Origin of the sequence: Streptomyces sp. NBC_00341 (genome assembly GCF_041435055.1) — a bacterium.
Classification (GTDB): Bacteria; Actinomycetota; Actinomycetes; order Streptomycetales; family Streptomycetaceae; genus Streptomyces.
The window spans coordinates 1,622,569-1,634,640 of the sequence record NZ_CP108002.1 but is presented as its reverse complement, the minus strand read 5'-3'; the positions used below and the strand labels follow the sequence as shown (position 1 = coordinate 1,634,640).

Genomic DNA, 12,072 nt, shown 5'->3' with positions numbered 1-12,072 from the left:
CCGGCACCCGAACCACACCCGGAACCGGCACCCGAACCACGCGTCAGCCCCGGTGCGCAGGTCCGTCGCCGCCCTGCTCGTCGTGGCCGCCCTCGCGCTCGGCGCGGGCGCCTGCGGCGGGCGGGCCACCACCCATCACAAGCCGGGCACCAGCCACGAGCAGGCCACCGGCAGCGTCGGCCGACTGCTGTCCTCGGACGACGGCTCCGGTCACCGGCTGCGCCAGGTCGACGCCGAGGGCGCGCCGGAGGTGACCGTCGCCGTGCGGCCCGACTCGGAGGACGGCTGGAACGTCCACCTCTCGGTGCGGAACTTCCGGTTCACCCCGGACAGCGTGGGCGGCGGCGCACTCCTGGGCCGGGGCCACGCCCGCCTCTTCCTCGACGGCCATCCGCTCGCCCGGGTCTACGGCGCCTGGTTCCACCTGCCGGAGTCACTGCTCCGGGGCGCCGGGGGCGGCACCGAACTCACCGCCCGCCTCTACGCCGACGACCACACCGCCTGGGCCGTCGGCTCCACCCCGGTGCAGGCCACCGCCGCTCTCACCGCCACTCCGACGACCGCACCCGCCTCCACCCCCGCCGCACCCGACCCCGGCACCACGCTGGAGATCTCCGTCCGCGACGGCAAGGTCAGCCCGGCGCCGGGGCGCGCCGAGATCAAGAAGGGCCGGACCGTGCGGCTGAAGGTCCGCAGCGACCACGACGACACCCTTCATGTGCACGGCTACGACAAGGAGGCGCGGCTGCCCGCCGGCCGGACCGTCACCCTCACGTTCACCGCCGACCGCACCGGGCTCTTCGAGGTCGAGACACACGAGTCCGACCTGCTCCTGACCCAACTCGTCGTACGGTGACGGCCGGTCCGGCCGCTTTGGCCGGCGGCACCGGCCCGGCCCCCGGCGCCGTGGACGTCCTCGCCCACGGCATCGGCGCCCAGCACGATCTGCCGCTCTCGCCGTTCTACGCGTTCGCGGGCGCCTTCGCCGCGCTGTTCGTCTCCTTCCTCGCGCTCGGCCTGCTCTGGTCCGCCTCCCGGTTCCGCGGCGACCTGGCGGGCCGCCCGCTGCCGGCCGCCGTCCAGCGCGCGGCCGACGCACGCACCACCCGCGTCGCGGCCCGCGCGCTCGGCCTGGCCGCCGCGCTGTTCGTCGTGGCGCACCTCCTCCTCGGCCCGGCGGACCCGGACCGCAACCCGGCCCCCGGGGCCGTCTACGTACTCCTGTGGGTCGGGCTCGTCCCGGCCTCCCTGCTGTTGGGGCCCGTCTGGCGGCTGCTCAATCCGCTGCGCACCCTCCACCTCCTGGCCTGCCGCGCGCTGGGGCGCGACCCCGATGCCGGCCGGCCGCTGCCCGTACGCCTCGGGATGTGGCCGGCGGCGGCCGGGCTGCTCGCCTTCACCTGGCTCGAACTCGTCGCCCCCGACCCCGCGTCACCCACCGCGGTCCTCCTCTTCCTCGCCCTGTACTGCGCCGTCCACCTCGCGGCCGCCGCCCGCCACGGCGCCCACTGGTTCGACCACGCCGACGCCTTCGAGGTCTACTCGGGGCTGCTGGCCAGGCTCTCCCCGCTCGGCCGCCGCCCCGCCGACCGCCGCCTCGTCCTGCGCTCCCCGTTCAACGGACTCGACGCCACACCCCAGCTCCCCGGACTCGTCGCCACCGTCTGCGTCATGCTCGGCTCCACCGCCTACGACGGCTTCTCCGACGCACCCTCCTGGATCACCACCGTCCAGACCTCCCCCCTGGGCCGTACCACCGCGGCCACGCTCGGACTCCTGGGCGCCGTCGCCCTGGTGGCCTCCCTCTACGCGCTCTGCGCCGGTGCCACCCGGCTGCTCTCCGGGCGACTGGCGCACCCCCTCACCGCTTTCGCGCACTCGCTCGTCCCGATCGCGCTCGGCTATCTCGTCGCCCACTACTTCACACTCTTCGTCACCGAAGGTCCACGTACAGTCATGGTGGCACTCGGCACTGACAATCCCGCTCCGCCCGAGCCACCGCTGGGTCCGGGCGGTGTCGCCGCACTCCAGGTCCTCGCGATCGTCCTCGGCCACGTCCTGGGCGTCGTCGCGGCCCACGACCGTTCCGTACGGCTCTTCCCGCCCGGCCGCGCGATAGCCGGCCAACTCCCGCTGCTGATCCTGATGATCGCGTACACCGTCGGCGGACTGAGCCTGCTCATCGCCTGATGCCGGTGCGCGGGAGGCGATCGCGCGACGTGCTCCGGTGCCCCGGCCGGACCGCGTCGTAAACCATTGGTCGGCCGCGACATCCCGGAGGGAAGCTGTACCCCATGACCACAACCTTGATCACCGGGGCCAACAAGGGCCTCGGCCACGAGACCGCCCGCTGCCTCATCGCCGCGGGACACACCGTCTACGTCGGGGCGCGCAACCCCGAGCGGGGCAAGGCGGCCGCGACCGAGCTGGGCGCCCGGTTCGTACAACTCGACGTCACCGACGACGCGTCGGTCGCCGCCGCGGCGGCCACCATCGAGGCCGACGGCGGCCTGGACGTCCTCGTCAACAACGCCGGAATCGAGGTGCGGTCACCCGGAGGCGACATCATCGGCGCCGCGGAGCTGACCGCCGACGTGATGCGTGAGGTGTTCGAGACCAACGTCTTCGGCCTGGTCCGGGTCACCCACGCCTTCCTGCCGCTGCTGGAGCGCTCCGCGGCCCCGGTCGTGGTCAATGTCAGCAGCAGGCTGGCCTCGCTGGCCCAGGCCGGCAAGGGGTATCCGGGGGCCGCCTACCCGGTCTCCAAAACCGCGGTCAACATGCTTACCGTGCAGTTCGCCACGGCGTTCCCGCAGATGCGGATCAACGCTGTGGAGCCCGGCTACACCTCGACCGACCTGAACCGGCACGAGGGCACGCAGACCGTCGAACAGGGCGCCGAGATCATTGTCCGGATGGCTCAGCCGGGTCCGGACGGCCCGACCGGTGGCTACTTCGACGCGGAGGGCCCGCTGCCCTGGTAGGCGAGGTCCATGGCGAGATCCGTAATCCTTTCCGCGCTTGACGAGCGGTGTGGTGGCGGGCGGCGGGGGCCGGGCCGAAGTACGGCACGGTCCTCACCGGACGTCCCGTGGGGCCCGCACTTCCCGACGGCGGTCGCGGACCGAGTCCTTACGCCCGGCGAAGGAGGCCCACGGCATCATGGAGCCCGTGCCCCACGTGAACACGAACCTCCGCCGCGCCCCCGTACAGCAGCGCAGCGCCGAACGTCTCGCCCGGATACTCGACGCCTGCGCCGAACTCCTCGACGAGACCGGCTACGAACAGCTCTCGACCCGGGCCGTGGCGGTACGCGCCGAGGTCCCCATCGGCTCCGTCTACCGCTTCTTCTCCAACAAGCGGGCCCTCGCCGACGCCCTCGCCCTGCGCAACCTGGACAGCTACGCCGAGCGCATCACGTCCCGGCTGGCCGTCATCCCGGCCGACGACTGGCGCCGCGCCATCGACGCCGTGCTCGACGAGTACCTCGCGATGAAGCGTTCCGTACCCGGCTTCGCCCTGGTCGACTTCGGCGCCCCGGCACCCGACGAGGACCCGGCCGACGACGCCAACCACCGGGTCGCGAGCCGGCTGGCCGACCTCCTCTGCGGGCACCTGGGCCGCACCTCTGACGAGGACCTGGTGCGCACCGTCCTGGTCTGCGTGGAGGCCACCGACGCCCTGCTCAAACTCGCCTTCCGCATCGACCCCGACGGCGACCACGCGATCGTCACCGAGACCCGGGTACTGATCCAGGCGTACCTGGCACGCGTACTGGACTGAGACGGTCCGACGCGGGGACACTCGGCTCCCGGGAACCCGGGCCGAAGCGGAATCGCACCTGGCACTTCCGGCCCGGCGGCCCCCGTGACCGGCGAGCTTTGCGCGAATCATTCCCTCACCCCGCCCAGTGGGTTAATTTCAGGCCACTGCTGCCGCTCCCCACCGCTCCACCACCATCCTTCCGGGCGGAACCACATGACTCGCGCCATCATTCTGAACAATGTCAGCAAGGCGTACGGGCGGTCCTCGCGTGCCGTCGACCGTCTCTCGCTCTCCATCGACCCGGGCGAGTTCGTCGTCCTGCTGGGCCCCTCGGGCTGCGGCAAATCGACCGTGCTCCGCATGATCGCCGGTCTTGAGGACGTCTCCGAGGGCGAGGTGCTGCTCGACGGAGAACCGGCCAACCACCTCACCCCCCGCGAACGCGGAATGGCCATGGTCTTCCAGAACTTCGCGCTGTACCCGACGATGACCAACCGGGCCAACATCGGCTTCCCGCTGAAGCTGGAGAACCCGCGCCAGGACCACAGCGAGCGCATCGAGAACACGGCCAGGATGCTCGGGATCGAGAGCGTCCTGGACCGGCTCCCCGGCCAGCTCTCCGGTGGGGAGCGCCAGCGGGTCGCGATGGGCCGGGCCATTTCGCGCCAGCCGTCCGCCTTCCTGATGGACGAGCCGCTCTCCAACCTCGACGCGAAGCTCCGCAACCACCTGCGCGCCGAGATATCCCAGCTCACCAAGGAACTCGGCGTCACCACCGTCTACGTGACCCACGACCAGGCGGAGGCGATGTCGCTGGGCCACCGGGTCGCCGTGATGCGCGGCGGGGTGCTCCAGCAGGTCAGCCCGCCGCGTGAGGTCTACGCGCTGCCGGAGAACGTGTTCGTCGCCGCGTTCATCGGCACCCCGAGGATCAATCTGCTCCAGGCCGTCGTGCACGCGCCCCTGGAGGGGCGGATGTCGATCGACCTCGGCCGCCAGCGCCTTCCGCTGACCGAACCGCTCAGCCCCGACCACCAGTTGCTCCGCATCCAGCAGGGCCGCCGGATCATCGTCGGACTGCGTTCCGAAGCGGTCCGGATCGCCCCGCCGAGCCAGGCCCGCCCGGGGGAGGTCGCACTCAGCGGCATCGTCGAGCACGTCGAGTACCAGGGGCACGAGGCGCTGGTCCACCTCAACACCGGCTCGCAGCCCGCCGTGGTGCCGGACCTGGAGTCGGCCCGCCCGGAGCACGGTGCCCAGCGCAGGCGCCGGGGTGCCGAGGGCGGAGCAGGGGTGCTGGGGCGGCTCAGGGAGCGCGCCGCCGGGCACCTCGGCGGCTCCGTCGCCGTCCTGGACGCACCCGAATCCGAGACGCCGGCGCCGGGGGTGCGCAGCCCGGACCGCCCCGCCGTCACGGCCAGCGACCTCGTGGTGCGCACCGGCCCGGACATGCGGCTGCGCACCGGAGGCCAGGTCCCGCTGCTGGTGGACCTGGCGCACCTGTACGTCTTCGATCACCAGGGGCGCCGGATCTGCCCGTTGCCGAGGGATGTGCCGGGGCTGGACATGTAACGGGGCGGCCGGACGGGCGGGGATGGCGTGACCTGTGTCTCTGGCGCCTGAAAACTAACGGCGCTAGTTTGGGGCGTGGACGACCCCGTCCGTCACCGTGCCCGGGAGGAACAGCCATGAAGGCCCACGACGGTATGTACATCGGCGGCGCCTGGCGGCCGGCCGCGGCAACGGACACGATCGCGGTCGTGAATCCGGCGGACGAGCAGGTCATCGCCCATGTCCCGGCCGGGACGGCCGTCGATGTCGATGACGCGGTACGGGCCGCCCGCGCCGCCTTCCCCGGCTGGGCCGCGACCCCGCCGGCCGAACGCGCCGCCCGGATCGGCGCGCTGCGCGACGTCCTGGCGGCCCGCAAGGACGAGATCGCCGCGACGGTCACGGCGGAACTCGGTTCGCCGCTGCCGATGTCGCAGGCCGTGCACGCCGGGGTGCCGGTGCTCGTCGCCGGCTCGTACGCCGAACTGGCCGCGACCTACGCCTTCGAGGAGCGGCACGGCAACTCCACCGTGCTGCTGGAGCCGGTCGGTGTGGTCGGCGCGATCACCCCGTGGAACTACCCGCTGCACCAGATCGTCGCCAAGGTCGCCCCCGCGCTCGCCGCGGGCTGCACCGTCGTCCTCAAGCCCGCGGAGGACACCCCGCTCACCGCTCAGCTCTTCGCCGAGGCCACCGAGGAGGCCGGACTGCCGGCCGGGGTGTTCAACCTGGTCACCGGCCTCGGCTCGGTCGCCGGACAGGCGCTCGCCGGGCACGAGGACGTCGACCTGGTCTCCTTCACCGGCTCCACCGCCGTCGGGAAGCAGATCGGCGCGACGGCGGGCGGCGCGGTCAAGCGCGTCGCACTGGAGCTGGGCGGGAAGTCCGCCAACGTCATCCTGCCCGGCGCCGATCTCGCCAAGGCGGTCAACGTCGGCGTCGCCAACGTGATGTCCAACTCCGGCCAGACGTGCAGCGCCTGGACCCGGATGCTGGTGGACGCGGACCGGTACGAGGAGGCCGTCGCCCTCGCAGCAGCGGCCGTCGCCAAGTACGTGCCCGGCGAGCGGGTCGGCCCGCTCGTCAACGCCAAGCAGCGGGCCCGGGTCCGCGGCTACATCGAGAAGGGCATCGAGGAGGGCGCCCGGGTCGTCGCGGGTGGCCCCGAGGCGCCGCTCCCGACCGGGTACTACGTCAGCCCCACCGTGTTCGCCGACGTCACCCCGGAGATGACCATCGCCCAGGAGGAGATCTTCGGCCCGGTCATCTCGATCCTGAAGTACGAGGACGAGGACGACGCGCTGCGGATCGCCAACGGCACCGTGTACGGGCTCGCCGGCGCCGTCTGGGCCGCCGACGACACGGAGGCCGTCGCCTTCGCCCGCCGGATGGACACCGGCCAGGTCGACATCAACGGCGGCCGGTTCAACCCGCTCGCCCCCTTCGGCGGCTACAAGCAGTCCGGCGTCGGCCGCGAACTCGGCTCCCACGGCCTCGCGGAGTACCTGCAGACCAAGTCCCTCCAGTTCTGAACCGGTCCACCGAGTCCGCCGCCCGCAATCCGTTTCCCCTCTCAGCAAGGAGCCAGTCCGTGGTCCGCGCCGCCGTACTGCCCGCCGTCGGAGCCCCGCTGGAGATCACCGGCATCGAACTCCCTGAGCCCGGCCCCGGCCAGGTGCGCGTCCGGCTCGCCGCCGCCGGGGTCTGCCACTCCGACCTCTCACTGTCCAACGGCACGATGCGGGTGCCGGTGCCCGCCGTCCTCGGCCACGAGGGAGCAGGCACCGTCCTCTCCGTGGGCGAGGACGTCGGCCACGTCGCACCCGGCGACGGGGTGGTCCTCAACTGGGCCCCGTCCTGCGGGAACTGCCACCACTGCGGGATCGGTGAGGTCTGGCTCTGCGCCAACGCCCTGGCCGGCGCGGCGAACATCCACGCCCGCACCGCCGACGGCACCGAGCTGCACCCCGGGCTGAACGTCGCCGCCTTCGCACAGGAGACCGTGGTCGCCGCGAACTGCGTGCTGCCCGCACCGGACGGCGTCCCGCTCACCGACGCCGCGCTGCTCGGCTGCGCGGTGCTGACCGGGTACGGCGCGGTCCACCACAGCGCGCGGGTCCGCGCGGGGGAGTCCGTCGTCGTGTTCGGCATCGGCGGCGTCGGCCTCGCGGTGCTCCAGTCCGCCCGGATCGCGGGCGCCTCGCGGATCATCGCGGTGGACGTCTCCCCGGCGAAGGAGGAGCTGGCCCGGAAGGCGGGCGCCACCGACTACGTCGTCGCCTCCGCCACCACGCCCCGCGAGATCCGCGGCCTCACCGGCGGCCAGGGCGCGGACGTCGCGGTCGAGTGCGTCGGCCGGGCCGCCACCATCCGTACCGCCTGGGAGTCCACCCGCAGGGGCGGCCGCACCACGGTCGTCGGCATCGGCGGCAAGGACCAGGAGGTGACCTTCAACGCCCTGGAGATCTTCCACTGGGGCCGCTCCCTGACCGGCTGCGTGTACGGGAACAGCGACCCGGCCCGCGATCTGCCGGTGCTGGCCGGGCACATCGCGGCGGGCCGTTTCGACCTCTCCATGATGGTCACGGAGCGGATCGGGCTCGACGGCATCCCGGCCGCCTTCGACAACATGATCGCGGGCAAGGGCGGCCGGGCCCTGGTGGTGTTCTGAAAAGCTTCAGCTCTGGTTCGTGCTGACGGGCCGGGCGGGACGCGTCGGCGCCCGCCCGGCCCGCGGCCGTGTCCGGGACACGGCCACCCCGGCGAGGCAGAGCAGCCCGCCGCCGATGGTGAGCGGCGCGGGCACCTCGTCCAGCAGCAGCCAGGCCATCAGCACGACGAGCGCGGGCACCGCGTAGGTGGTGGCGCCCATCCGCCCGGCGGTGGTGCGGGCCAGCGCGTAGGCCCAGGTGGTGAACGCCAGCGCGGTCGGGAAGAGGCCGAGATAGACCATGTTCAGCGTCGCGGACAGGGGTGCGCCGGCGGCGTCCGAGATGAGCGCACCGGAGAACGGCAGGCACGCCACCGTACCGACCAGGCAGCCGAACGTGGTGATCTGGAGCGCGGAGCCGTGCCCCAGTGCGGGCTTCTGGCCGACCACCCCGGCCGCGTACGTCACCGCGGCCAGCAGGCAGAGCAGCACGCCCAGGACCGGGGAGCTGCCCTTCCCCGACATGGAGAGCCCCACGACCACGGCGCCCGCGAAGGACACGCCCATGCCCAGGGCCAGCCGGCGCGGCAGGCCCTCGCCGAGCAGCCGTGAGCCGAGCAGCGCGATCAGCAGCGGCCCGATGTTCACGACCATGGCGGCCGTCCCCGCGTCCACCTGCTGCTCACCCCAGTTGAGCACCACCATGTACAGGCCGAACCAGAGCAGTCCGGAGACGATGATCCCCGGCCAGGCCGCCCTGGGCGGCAGGCCCTCGCGCCGTACGAGCAGGAGCGCGCCCAGTGCCAGCGAGCCGGTGAGCAGCCGTCCGAGGGCCAGCGCGCCGGGGGAGTAGGCCTCGCCCGCGCTGCGGATGGAGACGAAGGCGGAGGCCCACAGCACCACGGTGGTGCAGGCGGCGGCTGGGGCCCGCCAGTCGGAGCGCGGTGCGGGGGCGGGGATAGTCGTCATGGCCCCGACCGTAAGGCCGCGATCCTTCGGCGCCTACCGAATAGTCGCCGGATCGATGCCCAGCCGCGCGGCCAGGGCCCGTTCCCCGTCCGGGGTGGCCCGCACCGCGCGCCCGGACCCGATCCGTACGCACCAGCCGGACTCCAGCACGTGGCGGCACAGAGCGGCGCCCGCGGTCCCCGCCAGATGAGGCCTGCGCTCGGTCCAGTCCAGGCAGCCGCGGACGAGAGGGCGCCGCGACCGGGTCTCCAGGCCGATGCCCAGCGCGCCGAACCAGCCGAGCCCGGCGTCGGTGAGCGCGAAGCCGGTGTCCTGCCGCAGCAGCCCCCGTGCGGTCATGGCATCGGTGATCGCGAGTCCGATGCGGCCCGCGAGATGGTCGTAGCAGGTGCGGCCGCGGGCCAGCGCGCTGTCGGCGCCCGACGCCCCCAGGGTGCGCGGCCGGGCGGCGGGGCCGGGCGCCTCCCGGCCCGCCAGCTCCTCGACCAGGTGCGCGGCCTGTTCACCGGCGAGCCGCAGATAGCGGTGCCGGCCCTGTCGCTCCTCGGCCAGCAGCCCGCCCGCCACGAGCTTGCCCAGGTGCTCGCTGGCGGTCGAGGGGGCCACCGAGGCGTGCCGGGCCAGCTCGCCCGCGGTCCAGGCCCGGCCGTCGAGCAGGGCCAGGCAGAAGACGGCGCGGGTCTCGTCCGCGAGGAGGGCGGCCAGGGCGGCGAGCCGGGGCGCGGCGGGGTCGGGATATGCCATGTGTTCCAGGATGCGTCAGGAACGCTTCGGCGCGGGCCGAACGGTTCCGGTGGCGGTGGGCGGCGCGTACTGCAGGGCGAGTCCGTCGATCAGCGCGCGCAGCCCCGTCTCGAAGGCCCCCTCGTCGACCTGCTGGCGGCGCTCGGCCAGCAGATGGGCCTGGCCGAGGTGGGGGTAGTCGGCGGGGTCGTACGCGGTCTCGTCGTCCACGAAGCCCCGGGCGAAGGAGCCGAGCGCGGAGCCGGTGATGAAGTAGCGCATCAGCGCGCCGATGTACGTGGCCTGGGCGGGCGGCCAGCCCGCGCGGACCATGGCGCCGAACACCGCGTCGGCCACCCGCAGACCGGCCGGGCGGCGGCCGGGGCCCTGGGCCAGCACCGGGACGATGTGCGGGTGCTCGGTGAGCGCCGCACGATAGGAGACCGCCCAGTCGTGCAGGGCGGCCCGCCAGTCACGGCTGTCGGACTCTTCGAACATCGACAGGTCGACCTGTGCGGAGACGGCGTCGGCGACCGCGTCCAGGATCTCGTCCTTGTTGCGGAAGTGGTTGTAGAGCGAAGGGCCGCTGACCCCGAGCTCGGCCGCCAGCCGGCGGGTCGAGACGGCGTCGAGCCCCTCGGCGTCCACCAGGGCACCCGCCGTCGCGACGATGCGGTCTCTGCTGAGGAGGGGCTTGCGCGGGCGGGCCATGCGGCACATAGTAGGCCCTGCGCAGCTAAAACTAGCAGTGCTAATTAAGGTGGAGGGCCGACTGATGAACCTGGAGCTCAGCGAGGAGCAGGAAGCCGTCCGGCAGCTCGCCAAGGAGTTCGTCGCCCGCGACATCGCGCCGCACGTCGTCGAGTGGGACCGCGCCGAGAGCGTCGACAAGTCGATCGTGAAGAAGCTGGGCTCCCTCGGCTTCCTCGGCCTGACCGTCCCCGAGGAGTACGGCGGCTCGGGCGGCGACCACCTCGCGTACTGCCTGGTGACCGAGGAGCTCGGCCGGGGCGACTCCTCGGTCCGGGGCATCGTCTCCGTATCCCTGGGGCTGGTCGCGAAGACCATCGCCGCCTGGGGTGACGAGGAGCAGAAGCGGCAGTGGCTGCCGCGGCTGGCCTCGGGCGACGCGGTGGGCTGCTTCGGGCTCACGGAGCCGGGCACCGGCTCGGACGCCGGGAACCTGACGACCAGGGCCGTGCGGGACGGCGGGGACTACGTCATCAACGGCTCCAAGATGTTCATCACCAACGGCACCTGGGCCGATGTGGTGCTGCTCTTCGCCCGCACCAACGACACCCCCGGCCACAAGGGCGTATCCGCCTTCCTGGTCCCCGCCGACACCCCCGGCCTCACCCGCCGCACCATCCACGGCAAGCTCGGACTGCGCGGCCAGGCGACCGCGGAGGTGGTGCTGGAGGACGTCCGGGTCCCCGCCACCACGCTCATCGGCCCCGAGGGCAAGGGCTTCTCGATCGCCATGTCCGCCCTGGCCAAGGGGCGGATGTCGGTGGCGGCCGGCTGCGTCGGCATCGCCCAGGCCGCTCTCGACGCGGCCGTCGGGTACGCCGGTGAACGCGAGCAGTTCGGCAAGGCCATCGCGGGCTACCAGCTCGTCCAGGAGCTCATCAGCGATATCGCCGTGGACGTCGACGCCGCCCGCCTGCTCACCTGGCGGGTGGCCGACCTGATCGACCGGGGCGAGGAGTTCGCCACCGCCGCGTCCAAGGCCAAGCTCTTCGCCTCTGAGGCGGCCGTACGTGCCGCCAACAACGCCCTCCAGGTGTTCGGCGGCTACGGCTACATCGATGAGTACCCGGTCGGCAAACTGCTGCGCGACGCCCGGGTGATGACGCTCTACGAGGGCACCAGCCAGATCCAGAAGCTGATCATCGGCCGGGCGCTGACGGGGGTCTCCGCGTTCTGAGGCGGTCCGGCGCCGCACGGCTCGGCCGACGCCGCGCTGCTCGAACGGGCGTCTGAGTACCGGACTGAGTACCCGGACGGATGTGGTGTACGTCATGCCGCCGGGATGCTGGGCGGCATGAGTGAGACGACATCGGTCAAGCAGCAGAGCACCGCCGCCTTCTACGGTCAGGCCGTCGCGTCCTTCGGGGTGGCGATGGGCGCGGTGGCTCTCGGTATCTACTTCCTCGACGCGGACGCCTGGGTGCGGGGGTTCCTCGCCATCGGCGTCCTGTATCTCGTCACGTCCTGCTTCACCCTGGCCAAGGTCATCAGGGACCGGCAGGAGGCGGGCCAGCTGGTCAGCCGGGTCGACCAGGCCAGGCTGGAGAAGATCCTGGCCGAGCACGACCCCTTCCAGAAGCTCTGACGATCTCATCCACCGGACCCCTAAGCGCTTGCTCAGGAACAGGGTATGGTGTTCGTCCTGACCGAGAGGGGCCATGACG

General features: G+C 72.7%; 12 protein-coding genes. 9 read left to right on the top strand and 3 right to left on the bottom strand.

Features of this window, described 5'->3' with window-relative positions:
* Positions 1–52: 52 nt before the first annotated feature.
* From OG892_RS07240 to OG892_RS07210, 7 genes are all read left to right on the top strand, one after another.
* On the top strand, positions 53–856 hold the full coding sequence (locus tag OG892_RS07240) for a hypothetical protein (protein WP_371631590.1): 804 nt from the start codon (positions 53–55) through the stop codon (positions 854–856).
* 50 nt (positions 857–906) lie between these two features.
* Complete coding sequence (locus tag OG892_RS07235) at positions 907–2,190, top strand: hypothetical protein (protein WP_371631589.1); 1,284 nt, start codon at positions 907–909, stop codon at positions 2,188–2,190.
* A 104-nt stretch (positions 2,191–2,294) separates the two neighbouring features.
* The gene (locus OG892_RS07230) at positions 2,295–2,984 is read left to right on the top strand and encodes an SDR family NAD(P)-dependent oxidoreductase (RefSeq protein ID WP_328867596.1); all 690 of its coding nucleotides are present in this window, start codon (positions 2,295–2,297) and stop codon (positions 2,982–2,984) included.
* A 178-nt stretch (positions 2,985–3,162) separates the two neighbouring features.
* On the top strand, positions 3,163–3,783 hold the full coding sequence (locus tag OG892_RS07225; RefSeq protein ID WP_327336159.1) for a TetR/AcrR family transcriptional regulator: 621 nt from the start codon (positions 3,163–3,165) through the stop codon (positions 3,781–3,783).
* A gap of 195 nt (positions 3,784–3,978) precedes the next feature.
* Entirely contained in the window at positions 3,979–5,337 is a 1,359-nt protein-coding gene (locus OG892_RS07220) for an ABC transporter ATP-binding protein (RefSeq protein ID WP_073739341.1), read from the top strand.
* Positions 5,338–5,453: 116 nt separating this feature from the next.
* Positions 5,454–6,848, top strand: coding sequence for an aldehyde dehydrogenase family protein (locus OG892_RS07215; protein WP_371628720.1), 1,395 nt, complete (start codon positions 5,454–5,456; stop codon positions 6,846–6,848).
* A gap of 59 nt (positions 6,849–6,907) precedes the next feature.
* Positions 6,908–7,987 carry a Zn-dependent alcohol dehydrogenase gene (locus tag OG892_RS07210; RefSeq protein ID WP_371628719.1) on the top strand — a complete coding sequence of 360 codons (1,080 nt, stop codon included), beginning with the start codon at positions 6,908–6,910 and terminating at the stop codon, positions 7,985–7,987.
* Positions 7,988–7,993: 6 nt separating this feature from the next.
* On the opposite strand, the gene OG892_RS07205 is transcribed toward OG892_RS07210, so the two are convergent.
* The 3 genes from OG892_RS07205 to OG892_RS07195 are packed head-to-tail and all read right to left on the bottom strand — an operon-like array spanning position 7,994 to position 10,369.
* Positions 7,994–8,935 (bottom strand): DMT family transporter, encoded by a 942-nt coding sequence (locus OG892_RS07205; RefSeq protein ID WP_073739344.1) that lies wholly within the window; start codon positions 8,933–8,935, stop codon positions 7,994–7,996.
* Positions 8,936–8,968: 33 nt separating this feature from the next.
* The gene (locus OG892_RS07200) at positions 8,969–9,679 is read right to left on the bottom strand and encodes a winged helix-turn-helix domain-containing protein (RefSeq protein WP_328867599.1); all 711 of its coding nucleotides are present in this window, start codon (positions 9,677–9,679) and stop codon (positions 8,969–8,971) included.
* A gap of 15 nt (positions 9,680–9,694) precedes the next feature.
* Positions 9,695–10,369 (bottom strand): TetR/AcrR family transcriptional regulator, encoded by a 675-nt coding sequence (locus tag OG892_RS07195; protein ID WP_371628718.1) that lies wholly within the window; start codon positions 10,367–10,369, stop codon positions 9,695–9,697.
* A gap of 64 nt (positions 10,370–10,433) precedes the next feature.
* Between OG892_RS07195 and OG892_RS07190 the strand changes: the two genes are divergently transcribed.
* The gene (locus OG892_RS07190) at positions 10,434–11,585 is read left to right on the top strand and encodes an acyl-CoA dehydrogenase family protein (protein ID WP_371628717.1); all 1,152 of its coding nucleotides are present in this window, start codon (positions 10,434–10,436) and stop codon (positions 11,583–11,585) included.
* A gap of 117 nt (positions 11,586–11,702) precedes the next feature.
* Positions 11,703–11,993 (top strand): YiaA/YiaB family inner membrane protein, encoded by a 291-nt coding sequence (locus OG892_RS07185; RefSeq protein ID WP_199884559.1) that lies wholly within the window; start codon positions 11,703–11,705, stop codon positions 11,991–11,993.
* Positions 11,994–12,072 lie beyond the last annotated feature (79 nt).